The sequence below is a fragment of the Lactobacillus kimbladii genome (genome assembly GCF_000970755.1).
GTDB classification, from domain to species: Bacteria; Bacillota; Bacilli; order Lactobacillales; family Lactobacillaceae; genus Lactobacillus; species Lactobacillus kimbladii.
In genome coordinates this window covers 867,485-886,245 of the sequence record NZ_KQ034007.1, presented here as the reverse complement: position 1 = coordinate 886,245, position 18,761 = coordinate 867,485, and the positions used below count along the sequence as shown (strand labels likewise).

General features: G+C 35.4%; 19 protein-coding genes. 2 read left to right on the top strand and 17 right to left on the bottom strand.

Annotated elements, in window-relative coordinates:
• Positions 1 to 15 precede the first annotated feature (15 nt).
• A complete protein-coding gene (locus tag JF75_RS04565; protein WP_046332036.1) occupies positions 16 to 966 on the top strand; it encodes a diacylglycerol/lipid kinase family protein in 951 nt (316 codons plus the stop codon).
• 236 nt (positions 967 to 1,202) lie between these two features.
• Positions 1,203 to 2,972 carry an oligopeptide ABC transporter substrate-binding protein gene (locus tag JF75_RS04560; protein ID WP_046332035.1) on the top strand — a complete coding sequence of 590 codons (1,770 nt, stop codon included), beginning with the start codon at positions 1,203 to 1,205 and terminating at the stop codon, positions 2,970 to 2,972.
• Positions 2,973 to 3,095: 123 nt separating this feature from the next.
• Here the strand turns inward: JF75_RS04560 and JF75_RS04555 are convergent, their stop codons facing one another.
• From JF75_RS04555 to JF75_RS04475, 17 genes are all read right to left on the bottom strand, one after another.
• Entirely contained in the window at positions 3,096 to 3,569 is a 474-nt protein-coding gene (locus JF75_RS04555) for a GNAT family N-acetyltransferase (protein WP_046332034.1), read from the bottom strand.
• An 83-nt stretch (positions 3,570 to 3,652) separates the two neighbouring features.
• Complete coding sequence (locus JF75_RS04550; RefSeq protein WP_046332033.1) at positions 3,653 to 4,444, bottom strand: ABC transporter permease; 792 nt, start codon at positions 4,442 to 4,444, stop codon at positions 3,653 to 3,655.
• Positions 4,445 to 4,458: 14 nt separating this feature from the next.
• Entirely contained in the window at positions 4,459 to 5,166 is a 708-nt protein-coding gene (locus JF75_RS04545) for an ATP-binding cassette domain-containing protein (RefSeq protein ID WP_046332032.1), read from the bottom strand.
• Between the two features lie 92 nt (positions 5,167 to 5,258).
• Positions 5,259 to 5,654, bottom strand: a complete 396-nt coding sequence (locus tag JF75_RS04540; RefSeq protein ID WP_052726872.1) for a DUF1828 domain-containing protein — start codon at positions 5,652 to 5,654, stop codon at positions 5,259 to 5,261.
• Positions 5,655 to 5,670: 16 nt separating this feature from the next.
• Positions 5,671 to 8,049, bottom strand: a complete 2,379-nt coding sequence (gene recD2, locus JF75_RS04535) for an SF1B family DNA helicase RecD2 (RefSeq protein WP_046332031.1) — start codon at positions 8,047 to 8,049, stop codon at positions 5,671 to 5,673.
• Positions 8,042 to 8,689, bottom strand: a complete 648-nt coding sequence (locus tag JF75_RS04530) for a tetratricopeptide repeat protein (protein ID WP_046332030.1) — start codon at positions 8,687 to 8,689, stop codon at positions 8,042 to 8,044. Before JF75_RS04530 ends, recD2 begins: the two co-directional genes overlap by 8 nt.
• Positions 8,686 to 9,342 (bottom strand): histidine phosphatase family protein, encoded by a 657-nt coding sequence (locus JF75_RS04525; RefSeq protein ID WP_046332029.1) that lies wholly within the window; start codon positions 9,340 to 9,342, stop codon positions 8,686 to 8,688. The genes JF75_RS04530 and JF75_RS04525 overlap by 4 nt, the downstream gene beginning before the upstream one ends.
• Before the next feature lie 120 nt (positions 9,343 to 9,462).
• Complete coding sequence (mnmA, locus tag JF75_RS04520) at positions 9,463 to 10,587, bottom strand: tRNA 2-thiouridine(34) synthase MnmA (RefSeq protein WP_141639317.1); 1,125 nt, start codon at positions 10,585 to 10,587, stop codon at positions 9,463 to 9,465.
• Positions 10,588 to 10,592: 5 nt separating this feature from the next.
• Positions 10,593 to 10,934, bottom strand: coding sequence for a DUF1831 domain-containing protein (locus tag JF75_RS04515; RefSeq protein ID WP_034979365.1), 342 nt, complete (start codon positions 10,932 to 10,934; stop codon positions 10,593 to 10,595).
• A gap of 53 nt (positions 10,935 to 10,987) precedes the next feature.
• Entirely contained in the window at positions 10,988 to 12,139 is a 1,152-nt protein-coding gene (locus JF75_RS04510; protein WP_046332028.1) for a cysteine desulfurase family protein, read from the bottom strand.
• Positions 12,140 to 12,142: 3 nt separating this feature from the next.
• Positions 12,143 to 12,838: a 5'-methylthioadenosine/adenosylhomocysteine nucleosidase gene (locus JF75_RS04505; RefSeq protein WP_046332027.1), complete on the bottom strand. Its 696-nt coding sequence runs from the start codon at positions 12,836 to 12,838 to the stop codon at positions 12,143 to 12,145.
• Between the two features lie 19 nt (positions 12,839 to 12,857).
• A complete protein-coding gene (locus JF75_RS04500; RefSeq protein WP_046332026.1) occupies positions 12,858 to 13,193 on the bottom strand; it encodes a hypothetical protein in 336 nt (111 codons plus the stop codon).
• Position 13,194: 1 nt separating this feature from the next.
• Positions 13,195 to 13,758 carry an NUDIX hydrolase gene (locus tag JF75_RS04495; protein ID WP_046332025.1) on the bottom strand — a complete coding sequence of 188 codons (564 nt, stop codon included), beginning with the start codon at positions 13,756 to 13,758 and terminating at the stop codon, positions 13,195 to 13,197.
• Positions 13,759 to 13,772: 14 nt separating this feature from the next.
• Positions 13,773 to 13,979: a cold-shock protein gene (locus tag JF75_RS04490; protein ID WP_046332024.1), complete on the bottom strand. Its 207-nt coding sequence runs from the start codon at positions 13,977 to 13,979 to the stop codon at positions 13,773 to 13,775.
• Positions 13,979 to 16,768: an isoleucine--tRNA ligase gene (gene ileS, locus JF75_RS04485; RefSeq protein ID WP_046332023.1), complete on the bottom strand. Its 2,790-nt coding sequence runs from the start codon at positions 16,766 to 16,768 to the stop codon at positions 13,979 to 13,981. Before ileS ends, JF75_RS04490 begins: the two co-directional genes overlap by 1 nt.
• A gap of 220 nt (positions 16,769 to 16,988) precedes the next feature.
• Entirely contained in the window at positions 16,989 to 17,804 is an 816-nt protein-coding gene (locus JF75_RS04480; protein ID WP_046332022.1) for a DivIVA domain-containing protein, read from the bottom strand.
• Complete coding sequence (locus JF75_RS04475) at positions 17,771 to 18,601, bottom strand: YlmH family RNA-binding protein (RefSeq protein ID WP_245190714.1); 831 nt, start codon at positions 18,599 to 18,601, stop codon at positions 17,771 to 17,773. The genes JF75_RS04480 and JF75_RS04475 overlap by 34 nt, the downstream gene beginning before the upstream one ends.
• Positions 18,602 to 18,761 lie beyond the last annotated feature (160 nt).

Below are 18,761 nucleotides of genomic sequence, written 5' to 3'. Positions count from 1 at the left end.
AACGAATGAAATTATATGGATAATAAATTAAAAATACATCTTTTAGTCAATGAAGTAGCTGGTAACGGTCGTGCTAAAAAAGTGCTTGAGCAGACAACTTCTTTGTTAATCAACCAAAATATTAACTTTGACTTGCAAAAAAGTAATTATGCTGGTGAAGCTATTCGTCTCGCGCAACATTATGGTAATCAACGCCATTTGCCAAATGAAATTTTATTAGTGATTGGTGGCGATGGCTCACTAAATGAAGTGTTAAATGGGATTAAACGCTCAGATAATCCTAGTACTCCCATTGCATACTTACCAGCAGGAACTGGCAATGATTTTGCCCGTGCTGCTGATCTGACCGCTGATCCTAAAGTATTGCTAGATCACTTTAAGGAAAATTTTGAGCCAGACGAGGTAGACTGTGGCTCTTTTACCCTACCCAAAATAACAGCAGAACAAAAATATTATTTTGCTAATAGTTTTGGGATTGGTTTTGATGCTTTTGTTAACCATAATAGCAATATTTCCAAGCTTAAAAAGCTATTGAATCATCTTAGCGAAGGAAAATTTATTTATGGCCTTAACGTTGTTGCGAGTGTGACTAAACAGGATACTTTCGGAGTTGAAATTGAACGAAATGGTCAAAAAATATACTTTGATGATGCTTTTATGGTTACTACAACAAATCATCCGTTTTTAGGTGGTGGCCTTCCCCTCTTGCCCAGTGCCAAAATTGATAGTCACAAAATTGACGCTGTCGTAGTAGAAAAATTTAGTTTAGGCAAACTGGTAAAGCTATTTATTAACTTACTAAAAGATGGCTCACATGTTAATGATCCGCAATTTCATTATTTTGAAGCTGACAAAATTAGGGTTACTACCATGAAAAAGGAATACGCCCAAGTAGACGGAGAGGAAATTAAGCCAAACCTTTTTAATATTGAGTTTTCTGTCTCAAGTTTTAACCTTTTACGCTAATAATAAGAATTAAAAAAATTATTATAATAATTTAACAAACCAAGCAAAAAATTGCTTGGTTTTTTGTATCTGAAATACGTAATTAATTTACTTTTGTTAGTGAAAGCAGATATATTATATTAAAATAATTAGCTCTAAGTTAATTTTTATTTATTATATTTAAAATATAACTTTAATGTGATATTATGGGAATTGTTAAATCATTATAAATTAGTACTCATAAGGGATGAAAAATCATGAAAAAAAACAATGTTTTAAGCTCTATTGGTATTTTGGCGGCCACAGCCCTAACTCTTACGGCATGTGGTAAAAGTAACAATAATCAGGAAAATAATGCAAAAGAAGCAAGCAAATTTCCTGCAAAAATGCCTGATAAGCCGACCCGACAGGGTGGTACGGTTAGAGTAGCACTGCAGACAGATACACCTTTTACAGGTATCTTTTCTGATCAATTACAAGTAACTGCAACTGATGCTGACCTTTCCTCCCCTGGATCTGAATCCCTATTTGATACAGATGATAATTACCGTTTCACTAATAAAGGACCTGCAACTTTGAAAATCAATCAAAAGAATAAAACTATTACGATTGAGGTTAAAAAAGGAGTTAGGTGGTCAGATGGTCAACAGGTGACGGCTAAGGATGTAGAATATCCCTATGAAATATTATCTAATAAAGGCACCGATTCTCAAAGATATTCCAGCCAGTTTGAACTTATTAAAGGCCTAAAAGAATATCATGAAGGAAAAGCTAAGTCTATTTCAGGTATTGAAATGCCTGATGGCGCAAATGGCAGAAGAGTTATTTTACATTTTAAGCAATTAAAACCAGGGATGTACAATAGTGGAAATGGTTATTTTTCAGAATATACCGCTCCTTATCATTACTTAAAAGACGTCCCTTTTAGCAAATTACAATCGTCTAATAAAATTAGGAAAAAGCCTTTGTATTTTGGAGCCTATAAGTTAGAAAAATTAGTTCGTGGACAATCAGCTGTTTGGGTGCCAAACAAATATTATTGGCGTGGCAAGCCAAAGCTGGATAAAATTATTTATCAGGTAATTTCTCCTAACTCATCATCGCAGTCAATAAAGAGTCATAAATTCGACGTCATTAATGTTGTAAATTCCCAATGGGATGAAGTGAAACATACTAAAAAAGTTAAATTTATAGCGGAAATCCCTCTTTCATACTGGTTTATTGGCTTTAAATTAGGTAAATGGGATGCCAAACATAATAAAAGTATTATGAATCAAAATAGCAAGATGAACAATAAATCGTTGCGTAAAGCCATTGGTTATGCCATGAATGTTGATGAAGTCACTAAACATTACACCCACGGCCTAACTTTTCATATAACCACATTAATTCCTCCTCAATTTGGTGACTATTTCAATAAAAATATTAAGGGTTATGACTATAATTTAAAAAAGGCTAACGATATTCTTGATAAAGCCGGATATAAAAAGAAGGGTAAATGGCGTGTTCAACCCAACGGCAAGCCTTTAAAGATCACATTTATGGCTAAAGCTGGTGATTCAACACAAGGTCCAATTATACAGAACTATATTCAGCAGTGGCATAAGATAGGACTAAATGTTAATTTATTGAATGGGCGATTGACCGAAACAAATTCATTCTACGACAAGCTTAACAAGGATGATCCGCAAGTCGATATGTTTGAAACAGGATGGTATATGTCCACAGAACCATCACAAGATGGAATGTATGGTGATAGCACCGCAGCCAACTACGATCGTTTCGTGACACCGGAAAATACTAAATTAGTTAAAGAAATGGATTCGCAAAAAGCTTTTGATCATAAATACCGTGTGAAGGTCTTTCATGATTGGCAAAAGTATATCTTTGATCAAGCTTACATGATTCCAACAGTCAACTCTTATAAGATCAGAGCAATCAATAACCGTATTTCAGGTTATTCTCTTAAACCATCTGAAAACAACAATGGACATGTTCTCTGGTACAAAGTAGGATTCGTTAAATAATTATAAAAAGGATAATAAATAACTTCAGGGTGAAGTTATTCATTATCCTTTTTTATGAACTAGCTGCTTTAGAAAGTAAACTTTAAAGCATCATTTGCTTGTCAAAGTATTTTGTTAATTTAATTATCTGGAAACAATTTTAAATTTATAGCAATTAAAACTCATTCGCTTAAGTAGTTGACTTAAATTACGCTTTTTAAAGTGTTTATCAGAGCTTAAAATCGCATAGTGACCTCCTTCGTCAACTAAATTATCTTGAGTTAGTTTAAAGCCATTATGTTTATAAAATAATAATCTATTAATCCTTTGCGAGTAGTTTTTTGCTGTTTTAATAACTGGTTCAATGTCTAAAACAATTTCCTGATTTGGATGGTGCTGTTTCATCAGGTTTAAAGTCTGACTGCCATAGCCCTTGCCACGCCAAACTGGGTCAACTGCTAAATAACCAATATAAATAATCTTTTCGGCATATGTCCAAAAAATTAACCCGATGAAATCATCATGGTCATAGACTGCTTGCAAATTAACTCTTTTTTGCAACGCCATCGCCAGCAACCCGACAAATGGAAATCGTTCATTTTTGGGAAATGCACTCATATATAATTTTTTTACTTTAAAATATCTCTTTGTCCCCCATTTAACATTTTTGAACGTTAAAATAAATATCACCTTTCTTTAACTTAAAAAGCATCAAACGAGCCGTTTTTGCGCTCTTTCTTAATGCAATAATTGAAAATTAAAATACCAGCTAAGAACCAAACAACATTTACTACTATCAATATTATCAGCTTTGACAATGAAACGCCATGGCCCAAAAATATTTGCCGCACTATTTCGATGCCACCGACATAGGGAATGACTTCCTGAAAAGCATTATATACTGGTAAATAAACATTAGACAACATGAGCAATAAAGCCTGCAATATAGTAGCCCACTGACCCATTCTTTTAAATCTAATAGAACCAGAAGCAAAAATCATTCCGATACCAAACATTCCTAAATTGGAAATTAAGGAAAAGACAAAGGTTAACAATAAAGCCTTTAATAGTTCAAATACTGTGAATATTGAAAAAAATGAGGCTACAAAGCCTATGATTAAAAGATAGATCCAGACAAACAAATTTTCTGCCAACGTTTGAATAAAGTATAGAACCCATAAGGGAAAGATAGACTGAGTCTCACTTTCGAGCAGACCGGTTTGCTCATCAGTCTCTACCGCATTACTACATTCACCTAATGAAGAGATACCAATACTCCAAAACAAGAAACCAATAATAGTAAATAAGACTCCATGTTTTGTACCATACGCCTGACCCAGTTGTGCAGGATCAGTGAAAAAGACAACAATCAAGAAAGCGCCAGCATATAAAACTAGTGAACTAACAGTTGAATTAACATAGCGAGCTTGCAGTTTTAGCTGTAAATATAATTGTACCCAGAAAATATTGAATAGCTCTTTAACTTTTTTCATTTTGCTTCCTACCTTTACTTATAAATTTCATGGTATTCAGAAATTAGGTCATTTTCAGCCATTTTATGTTCAACATTTTTCTCTATTTGGCCATCCCTTAAAAAAAGATAATGATCAACAACTCCAGAAAGCATTTGAGTGTCATGCGATGAAATGAAAATAGTATTCCCGTATTTATTTTTTAAGTCCAGAATAAATGATGCTAAATCTTCTTGGGCCGCTATGTCAAGTCCGTTTGAGGGCTCGTCCAAGAGTAAAACTTCTGTTTCCATTGCAGCTCCCACTAAGATAGCAGCCTTTTTCTTCAAACCAGTAGACAAATTTTGAAAGTAAGTATTAAGTTCACTTGAAAAGTTGAAGTCCTCAGCCATTTTTCGAATATTGTTTTCTGTTTTTTTAATATTAATTCCTTTAAGCGAAGAAAAATACATCCCGTTTTCAAGAGTATTTAGTCTGTACATGAGGCCTCTTTCACCTGATGCCACAAAACTTGAATGCAAACTGGCCCACTTAACATATGGTTCTTTAGCTTGGTCATTTTTGATCAAGCCTTCGGTTGGTTCCAATACCCCGGCAAGGAGTCTTAACACGGTTGACTTGCCTACACCATTAGGACCTACCAAACCGATTACTATTGGTTCTAAAGGAATATTGAAATTTAGGTTAAAAAACACCGACTTCTTACCGTAGTTTTTCTTTACCTTATTAAAAATTATTGCCATTGGTTCTTCTTCCTTTTGCTTAAAATGATATTAATAATTTAATCATTATTTTTTTAAATTAGCAATAAAAAATAGTATTTAGTGGCAGCTTTTTAATTAAGATATGAAATGTTAACCTGTAATTGACCTAACTGCATAACCTTTTCAGCCAAAGTCTGTTCATCACTTTCACAGCTGATCACTCCATTTTCAACATTAAAAGAAAAACCGCTAGCTGTGACAAAATCTTCGCTGGCAGCAATCAAATCTTCGTCACTTGCGCTGGGATCTAATTTAAAAAGTGCCCGACCATCATCAGTAACGTTATATTTATCAACCCCAGTTTTTTCGACAAAACAATACACTGTTTCGCCAAATGAATCTTTAAAAATAGTTTCAATTTCAAACGTGTCTGGACCAAAATTTAAAATATGTGTGTTAGTGGTAACCCATTCTGCAATTTCTTTCTGCAAATTAACACAAGCTAGTTCTTTTTTTATCTTTGCCATTGTCTTAAAAAGTCCCTTATCTTGTTCGTGCTTCTAATTTAATGTCTTGCATCCCAATCATAGGATCAATTCGACCCGCATAAATCAACTCGGGAGTTAATATACAATTCTGATTTTTGTCTGCAAGCACATCAGAATTTGTTTCTTCTTGGTCATTTTTATATTTACCGGAATCTTTTTCTGGGACAGTTTTATCTTGCACATTTAATATTTTTTGCAATTTAACAGTTAATCCTGTCTGTCGGTCATTACCAGAAGTATTAAAAGCCATTTCATAAGCGCGGGTGTCACCGATTAAAACTAAATTTTGCTCTGCACGAGTAACGGCAGTGTACAATAAGTTACGTTTAAGCATGACATAGTTTTGCATTGTCAGACTCAAAATAACTAGCGGAAATTCAGAGCCTTGAGCTTTGTGAATGGTAATTGCGTATGCTCTAGTTAAGTCAAACAGATCTTTTTTACTGAAGGTTATTTCTCTGTCATCAAAATCAGCTACCATGCATTTTTGAGAATTATCATTATCAATTGCTAGGATTTTACCAATTTGACCATTATAGATATCTTTTTCAGGATTATTTTGCAATTGCAAAATGCGGTCCCCAATGCGAAAAGTTTCATCATGTACTTCCAGTGTTTTGCTATTTTCCTTAGGCGGATTAATAATTTCTTGAATAACATTATTCAAATTGGTGACGCCACCATCGCCCTGGTACATTGCTCCTAGTACCTGAACATCATCCGGATTAAAGCCCTTTGCCAAAGCACGCCGGACAATTTGACTGACAACATGCGAGACTTCATGCGGTGGACATGAAATAAATGAGTAGTTTTTGGTCTTTTTAAATAATTCCTGGGGATTCTTTCCTGCATTAATGTCATGCGCCAACGTAATAATGCTGGAATCGTCTCCTTGACGGTGAATTTGTTTAAGAACAGTGGTAGGAAAAGCCTGTGATTTGATTAAATCAGCAAATACGTTTCCAGCGCCCACTGATGGTAGCTGGTCTTTATCACCTACAAAAACTATGTGCTTAGTTTCATTGATGCTAGTTACCAGTTGCCTAAACAAAAACATATCTACCATTGACATTTCATCAATAATTAAAATTTCACCATTTAATTCGTTTAGGTCAGTTGCATCATTTTCACCAATTCCTAATCCCAGCAGCCGATGGATAGTTTTAGCTGTAATTCCAGTAATCTCTTCCATTCTCTTGGCTGCACGACCAGTAGGTGCAGCGAGTAAAAATGGTGGGTCTGTACTATAAAGAGACGATGATGGTATTTCGGCCAGCTCTTTCAATGCTAACAAAATACCATTTATGATAGTAGTTTTGCCAGTTCCGGGACCACCAGTTAAAATTGAGATTGGATTAGTCAGCGCATTTTTAATCGCTGCTTTTTGAGTATTATCATAATGAATTTTCAACTTGGTTTCAGCGTGAGTAATAGCAAGGTTTAGTTCTTTTTCATTGTAATTTGAACTCTTTTGCTTTTTTTCCACTAGATTTTTCATTGCGTTGGCAATATCAGTTTCAGTTTCATATATTTCTTGCAGCGCAGCGTTTTCACCCATTACCACGACTTTACCTTGATGCTGGAGATTATTAACGCAAGTTGCTATCGTATCATACTCATTAATTTGCAGTAGCTTGCCTGCTTCTTGCAGCAGCTGCTCAAGTTTGACGTAAGTATTGCCTTCCTTAGATACTTCATCAAGTAAAATTTGAAAAACAGCGCCATTAACTCTTTTGGGATCATCGAGGGCCATTCCTAATTTACTGCCGATTCGATCGGCACTCTTAAAAGCATAGCCTGTAACTTCAGCAATAGAAGCATACGGATCCTCTTCAAGTTTAGCTAAAGTTTCGCCATGATAAAGTTGATACAGTCTGCTTGCTACTTTTTTATTCAAGCCAAATTGAGCCAGCTTTAAGACAGTTTCAGAATACGAATCCATTAACCTGACACCGTTTAACAAACTTTCTTTTTGCTTTTTCGAAATAGACAAAGTTTGAACCTTTTCAGGTTTTTCCTTTAAAACTGTCAGTGCATCCATTCCCAAGTCTGAAATTATTGTATCAGCTGCTTTTTTACCAATCCCAGGAAATTTACTGGAACTTAAATAATTAATCAAACTACCTTTTTCATGAGGCAAGGCCAATTTATAATTATCACAACGAAATTGCAGACCAAATTTATTATGCACAATTAACCTTCCTGAAAAAGTATAAGTTGCACCAACTTGGACGTCACCAAAACTGCCGGTCACTTTAATATCTTCACGATCATATTTTTCTATTTTTCCAATTATAGCAACATCAAGTATTTTATAAAGGTCTTGATCGTTTTCAAAAACTATTCGATTGATTTTCCCAGTAAATTCAGTCATTTTTCTTTCTCGCATCATTCACTAATTTTAGTAACGAAGAATATTTTTTTTGTTCTTGTGCAAAAATTTTAGGATCTTGTTTTTTTGACTTTGCCAGATATTTTTCAGCCTCTTGACGACTTCTAGTTAAAATTGTGATACCCAGCATGAAATTGATTTTGGCTGACCTTTTTTCAGTAGCTATTTTTTTATAAGTTGACTCAGCTTCTTCGGTTTTACCAAGGCTTAGCCAAATATCCCCTATTAATTCCAAGACTTTAGCATCAACATTCTTAATTGTTAAAGCGTATGCCAATGCTTTTTGACCTTGACCAATTTTGTAAAAAACAAGTGCTTTTTGGTATAAAACTAAATCATCATTAGGAATTTGATTCAGTATATTTAATGCTGTATCAAATTTACCCTGTAAATAATAACAAACTGCCAGATCATAATCTAAATCCTGCGGATGAGAAACTAGCTTTTTTGCTTTTTCTAATAGTTCGGTGGCTTGGTCACTGCTACCCTGCTCTATTAAATAGGTTGCTAATTCTAAATAGTTTTCACTATTATGTGGCTGTTCATCAATTTTTGTTATTAATTCGTGTACCTTTTTGTTTACTGCACTCGTTTTAGCAGTCTTTTTTCTTTTTTTTATCATAATGAATCCGAGTCTTCCATTTTCCTGTCCAAAAATTTCGTCTCATTCCACATTAAAGCTTTAAATGTCTTGCCTTTATCTTTTGTTTCCAAAATAGTAAGGCTGGTATTGCTTAAACCCCCATTGTGGCGGATATCCGGTAAGGGATAACCTAATAATCCTCCCATAATCGCTCCCAGAGCTGCTCCATGGCTCACTACTAAAACTTTATCGTCTGGTTTAAATTGTAAGCCAACTTCTCGACCAAAGTTTTTTCCACGTGCAATTACCTCAGGATAATTTTCACCTCCGATGCTGTGGCCATCGTATTTATCAGGTTTGTCCCAAATATCAGTGACCTGCTTCGGATACCTGGCTTTAGCCTCAGTAAACGTGAGTCCTTCCATAGCTCCTAAATCAAATTCTCGCAAACGATCATCTATCTTGACAGAAAAGGGATTACCCAGATTCTTAGTAAGTTTTTCTGCAGTAGTTCTGGCTCTTTTCAGAGGGCTTGAATAGATTGCTGCGAATTTTGTTTCACCTAAAAAATCGCTTAATTTTTGAATATCAATTAAACTTTGAGGTAAAAGTGGTGAATCACCATGAGCCCCTTGAAAACGTTTCTGTAAGTTCCACTCTGTTTTACCATGTCTGACAAAATAAATCTGCATTCATTAATTACTCTTTTCTGTAACTGTTATTTTCTAGTTTATCATTTAATAGTTTAAAAGAAAAAACGAAGACAAATAAAAAAAGAAAATGCACAAAAACATTTTCCTTTCACGTTTTCATTAAACTAATTGAAGTTGACGATCATTTTGATAGGCACAATCAATGTTGCCGCCGCCTAGACACTCCTCACCCTGATAAAGAACAAGAGCTTGCCCAGGGGTAACAGCACGTGCTGGCTCATCAAAGTAAACTTTCGCCTTATTTTTTGCAGCATCATAGGATACTGTCACGCCAACATCAGGCTGACGATAACGAAACTTGGCGCTGCAATGAATCTTAAAATCGTGATCGGGCTGGCCAGTAAAGAATGACATATCACTAGCCTCCAATTCAGTGGCATAAAGCAATTTGCTATCATAACCTTGCTGAACTATTAGCTGATTTTTCTGTAAATTCTTACCGACCACAAACCACGGGGCAGTTGATTCTTTTGTTGAACCCAGTCCTAATCCAGATCTTTGACCAATTGTATAGTACATTAAACCTGCATGATAACCGACTACTTTTCCATCTGGTGTGATCATCTCTCCAGATTGAGCAGGCAAAAATTCACTCAAAAATTTGCGAAAATTTCTCTCGCCAATAAAACAAATACCAGTTGAATCCTTCTTTTTGGCAGTAGCCAGGTTATTTTTGAGCGCAATTTCGCGCACTTGTGGCTTGGTTAAATTAGCTAACGGAAAAATAACGCGACTTATCTGATTTTGATTTAACTGACTTAAAAAGTACGTTTGATCCTTATTGCCATCTTTAGGACGCATCATATGAGTGATACCATTTTTATCAGTGATGGTTTTTGCATAATGACCCATGGCAATATAATCCGCATCAAGATTAAGTGCAAACTCTAAAAATGATTTGAACTTAATCTGACTGTTGCACATTACATCGGGGTTTGGCGTGCGACCTTTTTTATATTCGTTTAAAAAATATTCAAAAACGCGATGCCAATATTCTTTTTCAAAATTGATTGAATAATAAGGAATTCCGATTTGATCAGCTACCCGTTTTACATCTTCGTAATCGTCAGTAGCCGTGCAGACACCGGAATCATCAGTGTCATCCCAATTTTTCATAAAGACACCAATTACATCGTATCCTTGCTCTTTTAAAAGAAGTGCTGAAACGGAAGAGTCTACTCCGCCACTCATACCAACAACAACTCTGGTTTTTTTCTTTACCAAATTAATCAATCCTTCACAGCAACAATAATATTGCGCTCTTCTAAATCTTTCAATATATAATCTAAAAGTTCAACAGTGGGAGCTAATTTCTCATTCTTAAAGATGTTAACCTTTTGCAAACCATTTTTGTCTGTGACTACCATGGTCAGATGAGTCATTTCTTTATTTATGGTCATCTTCAATTTAGTTGGCGCATTATACGGCGAATCATTATAAAGTGGATGCTCATAATTAAAATTACCCTTAACGGTTTTAACAAAACCAGCATCAATCAGAGCGTATAGTTTTAGTTCTGGACTAAGGGTAAACTTGCGTTTATCACCATTAATAATAACTGTATTTGCCATAATTTTACCTCACTTACTAATAATAAGCATATCTGCTTTAAAAAGCAATTATTTTATTTGTTTTGGATTTTACTGACAATTTTAGCTAGTTCTTTGGCAAAGGCTTGCACTTCTTCTTCAGTCGTGTAGCGTCCAAAAGAAATACGAATAGACTCATTTATTCTCGCAGAATCTTTACCAAAACAAGCAACTAGTACATGTGAAGGCTCAATTGATCCTGCAGTACATGCAGAGCCACCGGAAACTGCAAAACCAGCTAAATCCAAATTTGTCTGCAAAACAGTCGTTGAAACACCATTAAAATGCAGGTTCAACACGTGATGAGAATCAAACTTTTGGGTTCCACCATTAACCTGATATTCAATTTTAGCTTGACTAAGTTCATTCAAAATAATATTTTGCAAGTTCTGATATTTAGTTTGCAAACTTTTTTTATCTATAGCAGCAATTTCACTGATAGCTTCACCAAAGCCGGCAATTCCGGGAACATTCTCAGTGCCAGCTCTACGCTTAGTTTCTTGTTCTCCACCATAAACAAGAGGTGGCAAATTGAGCGAGTTTTTTTCATATAAAAAGCCTAAAAACTTGGGACCGTTGATTTTATGAGCAGAGGTGGATAACAAGTCGATATTCATTTTAGCAACATCAAGATTAATGTTACCTAAGCCTTGGACTGCGTCAACATGAAAATAAGCATTGCTTGGCTTTACAATAGCTCCAATTTCTGCCAAAGGGTTGATTGTACCCAATTCATTATTGACAGCCATAATTGAAACCAAAATAGTTTGAGGAGTAAGTGCATCTTCCAAATCAGCTAATGAAATACGACCATTTTCATCAACATCAAGGTAAATGACTTCATAACCCTCACTTTCCAACCGTTGCATTGGCTTTAAAACAGATGGATGCTCAGCCTTAGTAGTGATTATGCGCTTACCAATATTTTGGCGACTCTGAGCAGTTCCAAAAATAGCAGTGTTATTACTTTCTGAACCACCGGATGTAAAAATTATTTCATTTTCCTTGGCGTTAATTGCCTTGGCAGCTTTTTGCCTTGCCTGATCAATCACGTGGCGAGCTTTGCGTCCCAGTTCATAGGTACTTGAGGCATTACCAAAATTGTTTTTCATTTCCTCAGTTATCACGTCAATTACCTTGGGCGACATTGGTGTTGTAGCTGCATTATCCAGATAAATTTCTGTCATTTATTAATTCATCTTCTCTATGTAAGTACAAATAATTTTAGCAGCTTTTGCTCCTACCTTTTGGGCAAAATGATCAAAGTCACCGTTTGCATCTTGATTACCATTGTCAGAAATAGCCCGTAAAGCTATCAGAGGTTTTTTAAAATGATAAGCTACCTGAGCAAAAGCGGCTCCTTCCATTTCAACACCCAAAGCATGAGCAAAGTTTTGCTTAATTTCATCTTTTTGCTTCTGCGAGCCAATAAAGGAATCACCGGTAACAATTAAACCCTCTTTAAATTCAACATTGTTTTCTTGCAAAAACTGTGCAAATTGCTTTCTTGCAGAAGAATTTAATTCAAATTTAGCTGGTTCTCCAGGTATTTGTCCTTCAACATAGTCACCTGCTAATATATTGTGAGCATCATGATATGCAAATGAATCAGCTAAAATCAGATCTTCTTTATGAACTTCTTCTTGCAAAGATCCTGCTGTACCTGTCATGAAAATCAAATCAATATCAACATTGCTTAGTAAACTGGCTAAATTCATAGCAGCTCGTACTTTGCCAATTCCGCTTAAACCAATGTATAAATCATTGTGGTTAACGCAAAAATGCTCGAATGTAGTAGATCCGAACATTTCTTTGCGACCAGAGTGAAAATACTTATGATAATATTCAGCCTCAATTTCCATTGGGACAATAATTGCTATCTTCATTTCTACCCTCGTTTTTATTTTATAAGTGAAATAACGCTAATAATACCAAAATAATTAAAACAGCAACAAGCAAAATTGCACGATTAAGTTTACCTTTCAGCTTTAATGCTTTTTCTTGACTCGTGGTTAACTGAGACTGAGATTTGCTCTCTTCCCTTCTTGGTGTCTGCTCCTGTTTTTTTATCCTTTCGTTTGCAAAATCATTTGACTCTACAACTTCATCATCACGGGTAAAATCAGGGTTAACATCAACCTCATCATCACTATCGTCAAAAGCGGATTTAATTGTATTTAAAAAGTTTTTACTTTTTTTATGTTTTAATTTTTTTCGGTAATCAGATCGTTTTTCAGTCATTTTATTCCTTTGCGTCAGCACCGGTGAGCAGCATGTTTTCCCAAACACTCATTGCATATAATGTCTTGGCATCAACGATTTTACCCTGTGCCGAAAGTCTTTTCAACTCTGCCAAACTAAACCAATGACTAGTTAAAAATTCATCGGGATCAAGTTCCCTTTTATCAGTCAATTTAGTTAATGTGTCGCAATAAAATAAGTAGAGCTTCTCATTAGTAAAACCGGGAGATGAATAAAACTCAGTTATTTTTTCCCAGTAATCAGCACGATAGCCGCCCTCTTCATTTAACTCTCTTTTCATTGCATCCAGTGGACTAGCATCAGTTTCATCTATTAAACCTGCTGGAATTTCTAAAGTTAATTCTTTGATCGGTTCACGCCATTGTTCGACTAGCAGCATTTCCTGTTTATCATTTACTGCAATAGCAGCTGAAGCAGGTTGATGCTTAACTATTTCCCGCGAGGCAGTTTCCCCATTAGGCAATTTGATCGTTCTTACGGCAAGATCGACAATACGACCCGTAAAAATTTGTTTTGAAGAGATTTCAGTTTCTGTTAAATCCATTATTCACTTTCCTGCTAATCAGCTAAATATACGTTGACACATTGTAAGCCATTTTTACCTTGAGCAAGTTGGTATTTAACTTTTTGACCAACTTGCAAGCGACGATAACCTTCTTCTTTGATAGCTGTATAAAATACAAAGTAAGATTTTTGATTCTCATCGTCAGTGATAAAACCAAAACTACTGTTTTGATCAAACTGCTTTACCTTACCGTAACGCATTATTCTTCTAAACCTTCTTGCACTGCTTCTGGATAATCTTCTTTAACAATTTTAGCACATCTACCGCAAAGCATTGGAACTTCTTTGTCAGCTCCAATATCGGTTCTGATCATACGGCACCGAGGACAAACTTCACCTTCCGCATGTTCAACCACAAATGCACCATTTGGTAATTTTTCAGCATTTGCCGGTGCTTCACCCTCAGCAATAGTTAATTTAGAAACTATTAAAATTTGTCTAAAGTTTGCATCAAGTTTGGTTAAAACTACTCTCATCTCATCAGTTGGGTAAACTGTAACTGCTGCTTCAAAAGATTTACCGATTAACTTTTGATCGCGCGCTTCTTCCAAGACTTTCAAAACATCATCGCGGAAATTCATAAATTTCTTCCAGTTGTCAAGGAGTTCATCATGATTTGCATAATGCTCAATTTCAGGCATTTCAGCAAGTTGGACATAATCTTCCTTTTCCTTTAAGAAAGACCAAACTTCTTCCATAGTATGTGGCAAGATTGGTGTCAAAACTTTAGCTAATTTAACTGTTGCATCATAAATCACTGTTTGCATTGATCTTCTGGCATGACTATTTTTGCTCTCAATGTAAAGAACATCTTTGGCAAAGTCAAGATAAAACGCTGATAGATCATTAGAAATAAAGGCAAATAACTTTTTATAAACATTATTAAAATCATAACGTTCATAACTGTCAAGACAAGTTTTAACCAAATCATTGAGTTTAACTTCCATATACTGGTCAATGGAGTTTAAATCTTCATAAGCAACCCTGTTTGTTTGTGGATCAAAATCAGAAGTATTAGCCAGCATATAACGCAAAGTATTCCTTATTTTGCGGTAACTCTCTGAAGTTTGGCGTAAAATATTTTGCGAAACAGCAACATCAGAAGTAGTGTCTACAGAAGCGACCCATAAACGAATTATTTCTGCTCCCATTTGTTTGATGACATCATTTGGTGAAATTACGTTACCTAATGATTTAGACATTTTATGTCCTTTTTCATCCAAAACAAAGCCTTGTGACAAAATACCGCGATAAGGTGCCTTGCCCGTAGCAGCTACTGAAGTAATCAGACTTGAATTGAACCAGCCACGGTACTGGTCACTACCTTCAAGGTAGAGATCACATGGGAAATTCAAGTCTGGTCTTTTGGCCATGACAGCTTGATGAGAAGACCCGGAGTCGAACCAAACGTCTAAAATATCGTTTTCTTTAGTAAATTTGCCATTTGGTGAATGCTCAGAGGTAAAGCCTTCTGGTAACAATTCCTTAGCAGTTCTTCTATACCAAGCATTTGATCCTTCTTTAGCAAAAATCTGAGCAATATGCTCAATAGTTTCTGGTGTGACAATCGCAGTACCATCTTCTGCGTAAAAGATTGGCAGTGGAACACCCCAAGCACGCTGTCTAGAAATTACCCAGTCACCACGATCCTTAATCATATTGTGCAGGCGTAATTGACCCCAAGATGGCGTGAATTTAACCTGATCAATTTGATCAAGAATCTGTTGGCGGAACTTTTCAACTGAAGCAAACCATTGTGTAGTAGCCCGATAAATTACAGGTTTCTTTGTACGCCAGTCATGAGGATAAGAGTGCGTGAAGAAGCTAAGCTTAAGCAAATTGCCGGATTTCTTCAATTTTTCGCTGACAACTTTATTGGCATCATCATAAAACAATCCAGCTAAATCGGGATCGTTAATATCTGCAGTAAAGCAACCTTTATCGTCCATGGGACTATATACCGGTAGACCATATTTTTGAGCAACATTATAGTCATCTTCACCAAAGCCGGAAGCTGTGTGAACTAAGCCGGTACCATCACTAGCAGTAACATGCATGGCATTCATAAGCAAAGAATCACGGTCATATAAAGGATGCTTGGCAACCATATGATCCATTTCAGTGCCCTTAAGATGTTGAACGACTTGATAATCTTCCCAACCTAATTCTTGAGCAACTGCTTCTAGGCGGTCAGTGCCAACGACAAAACGCTTTGGACCCACTTGAGCTACTGAATAATCAAAGCCCGGATTAACTGTAATACCCTGGTTAGTAGGAATAGTCCATGGTGTAGTTGTCCAAATTAAGAAGTATGTATTTGCTGGATCTAGAACGCCCTTACCATCTTTTACTGGAAATGAAACATAAATTGAAGGTGATTTAATATCATGATATTCAACTTCAGCTTCAGCTAAAGTTGACTCACTTGAAGGGGACCAATAAACAGGTTTTTTACCTTTATAGATATAACCTTTTTCATACATTTTACCAAAGACACGAATTTCTTCTGCTTCATATTCAGGTTGATAAGTAATATATGGGTGATCCCAGTCCCCCATTACTCCCAAACGCTTAAAGTCAGTCATTTGCTTTTTGATTTCTTTACTAGCAAAATCTTGACAAAGCTGACGGTAATCTGCAAGATTCATTTTCTTACGGTCAACTCCCTGTTTGGTCAATTGTTGTTCAATTGGTAAACCATGAGTATCCCAACCTGGAACATAGGGAGCATAATAGCCGTTCATATTTTTAAATCGAACAATTATGTCTTTTGAAACCTTATTCATAGCATGGCCAATGTGAATATTACCGTTGGCAAAAGGAGGACCATCATGTAAATCAAATCTCGGTTTTCCTTTATTCAGTTTTAATCTTTGTTCATATAATTTGTTTTCTTCCCACTCTTTTTGCCACTGCGCTTCGCGGACCGGCAAATTACCCCGCATCTTAAATTTGGTTTTACCCATATTAAGTGTATTTTTCACTCTCATTTTTTAATCCTCCCTATAAAAAAATCCTCGTCCTAAGATTAGGGCGAGGTTAATATCGTGGTACCACCTAAATTGAGTTTTAAACTCCACTTAATGAGTTACGTATCGTGCAACTAACGTAACAAACCTTCTCAAACAGCTGATCAACCTTTGAGCTCTTATATTAGCCTTACACCATCGCTAATTCGCTGAATTGCTCACAAGTTTTACTGTCAGTTTGTTATTTATGATTTTTATAGTCATTGGGGAAAATAACAGTAGGTCTAGAACCGTTGTTAGAATCATTAACATTTTCCGTGTTGACTGTTTCAGTGTGCGGACTGTCACCCGACATTGGTTGGGGACTATCATTATTTTCATCAATGTCTTGTTCAAAGTTTACTTCATCATCAATGTCATTGTCAAGTTCATCGTCAGCATCTTCATCAATATCTTCGTCTTCATCAATATCTTCATCTTCATCGACATCTTCATCTTCATCAGTTAGCATTATTGGTTCAGCCCCATCTGGAGGATAAAATCGCTCAGTATCAAAGTATTGATCAAGTGCCTTTTGCCAGTTTTCATCATTGAGATTTTCAATTGCTTTTTGTAAAAGATCTTGAATATAAGAGCGATAACCAGAAGCTTCTTTTTTCACACGTTCGTAATCAGACTTAATAGTTTCAAGCTGTTGGCGTTGATAATCAGTATCAATTTTTGCTTGTTCAGTAGTATTATTAGCTTGGACTGTAGCATCATTGATAATTCTTTCAGCCTTAATTTTAGCGTTACCCACAGCTTCTTTGGTAGCATTTTCATTCTGCTGGAATTGTTTAACTTGCTTTTGTAAGTCTGAAACTTGTTCTTGTAAATGCACAATTTCATTTTTCAAGTCAACTGTTTGATCCAGTGCATCACCATAATCGTTGATTATTTGATCTAGAAAACTGTCTACTTCATGCCTATCATAGCCACTTAGGCCTCTCTTTTTGAACTCTTTGTTATGAATTTCAAGCGGAGTCAATCTCTGTGATTCTTTCTTTTCGTCTGCCATAGCTTATACACCACCTTATGTTTGCCTTTTCTTGTAGTTGAAATATCCGTAATTTTACATCTGCCAAAATGTCTTAGACTAAGGACATCATCTTCATCAACCATTATATTAAAATCTTTGACACTATGCCAATTTAATTTAACCAAATTATTAGAAATATTTGCTTTTATTTGCTGCCTGCTTTCATGTGTAATTGAAGCTAAAACTGCATCCAACCTCAGTGAAGAAACAATAGCAGTTAACATTTCACTTTCATCATCAATAATAATTACTTTTTGATTTAAACTTGGTCTTATCCTAACTTTTGTTTTACCAATATGGTTTATTTCATGTTGAAAAAAATCTTTCAGCTCACTTTTTGCAAAAAATTGCCACCTGCCATTGCCATCAGTAATAATGTCGCCAAAGGTTGAAGTTTCTATACCTGCATTAGCTAGGCTTCCTAATATAGCACTATGTGATAAACAGGCAAATTTTTGAGGATATTCAACATTAAAAACAGTAATCTGATAAGAAGAAGGTGCAATAGTGTCCCAATCTTCAGTTATAAATACTCTTTTTTTTTCAGCGTTTGAATATCCACCAAAGCTCTGTAAACAAACTTCAGTCTGGGCTATTTTTTTAAGAATATCTCTTTCACCGGGATCCAAAAAATCTGTTAAAACTTCTTCATGTTTGCCAAGAACATTATTTATAAGTCCGTTCATCTTGTCCACTGTTTTTTGGTCAGACAAATTATCTTTAAATAAAACATTCTTGGCGTAAAAACTTCGCTTTGCTATATTTTTTGTCTTCACACAATTCCTCCTGCTAATGAAAGTGAAAGACAGATTGGCCTTTGCCTACACCATTATAGCATTAACTCTAAAAGTCATTCATCTTAAAAAGAACAAGCAATTTGTATTATTTAACAATAAATAAAGAGCTGATAAATCAATTTAGTGATCTAAAAAAATT

Excerpts from the sequence above, each read along its gene's own strand:
- JF75_RS04565 (WP_046332036.1), top strand. The coding sequence starts at position 16 with ATGGATAATAAATTAAAAATACATCTTTTAGTCAATGAAGTAGCTGGT.
- JF75_RS04560 (WP_046332035.1), top strand. The coding sequence starts at position 1,203 with ATGAAAAAAAACAATGTTTTAAGCTCTATTGGTATTTTGGCGGCCACA.
- JF75_RS04555 (WP_046332034.1), bottom strand. The coding sequence starts at position 3,569 with ATGAGTGCATTTCCCAAAAATGAACGATTTCCATTTGTCGGGTTGCTG.
- JF75_RS04550 (WP_046332033.1), bottom strand. The coding sequence starts at position 4,444 with ATGAAAAAAGTTAAAGAGCTATTCAATATTTTCTGGGTACAATTATAT.
- JF75_RS04545 (WP_046332032.1), bottom strand. The coding sequence starts at position 5,166 with ATGGCAATAATTTTTAATAAGGTAAAGAAAAACTACGGTAAGAAGTCG.
- JF75_RS04540 (WP_052726872.1), bottom strand. The coding sequence starts at position 5,654 with ATGGCAAAGATAAAAAAAGAACTAGCTTGTGTTAATTTGCAGAAAGAA.
- recD2 (WP_046332031.1), bottom strand. The coding sequence starts at position 8,049 with ATGACTGAATTTACTGGGAAAATCAATCGAATAGTTTTTGAAAACGAT.
- JF75_RS04530 (WP_046332030.1), bottom strand. The coding sequence starts at position 8,689 with ATGATAAAAAAAAGAAAAAAGACTGCTAAAACGAGTGCAGTAAACAAA.
- JF75_RS04525 (WP_046332029.1), bottom strand. The coding sequence starts at position 9,342 with ATGCAGATTTATTTTGTCAGACATGGTAAAACAGAGTGGAACTTACAG.
- JF75_RS04515 (WP_034979365.1), bottom strand. The coding sequence starts at position 10,934 with ATGGCAAATACAGTTATTATTAATGGTGATAAACGCAAGTTTACCCTT.
- JF75_RS04510 (WP_046332028.1), bottom strand. The coding sequence starts at position 12,139 with ATGACAGAAATTTATCTGGATAATGCAGCTACAACACCAATGTCGCCC.
- JF75_RS04505 (WP_046332027.1), bottom strand. The coding sequence starts at position 12,838 with ATGAAGATAGCAATTATTGTCCCAATGGAAATTGAGGCTGAATATTAT.
- JF75_RS04500 (WP_046332026.1), bottom strand. The coding sequence starts at position 13,193 with ATGACTGAAAAACGATCTGATTACCGAAAAAAATTAAAACATAAAAAA.
- JF75_RS04495 (WP_046332025.1), bottom strand. The coding sequence starts at position 13,758 with ATGGATTTAACAGAAACTGAAATCTCTTCAAAACAAATTTTTACGGGT.
- JF75_RS04490 (WP_046332024.1), bottom strand. The coding sequence starts at position 13,979 with ATGCGTTACGGTAAGGTAAAGCAGTTTGATCAAAACAGTAGTTTTGGT.
- ileS (WP_046332023.1), bottom strand. The coding sequence starts at position 16,768 with ATGAGAGTGAAAAATACACTTAATATGGGTAAAACCAAATTTAAGATG.
- JF75_RS04480 (WP_046332022.1), bottom strand. The coding sequence starts at position 17,804 with ATGGCAGACGAAAAGAAAGAATCACAGAGATTGACTCCGCTTGAAATT.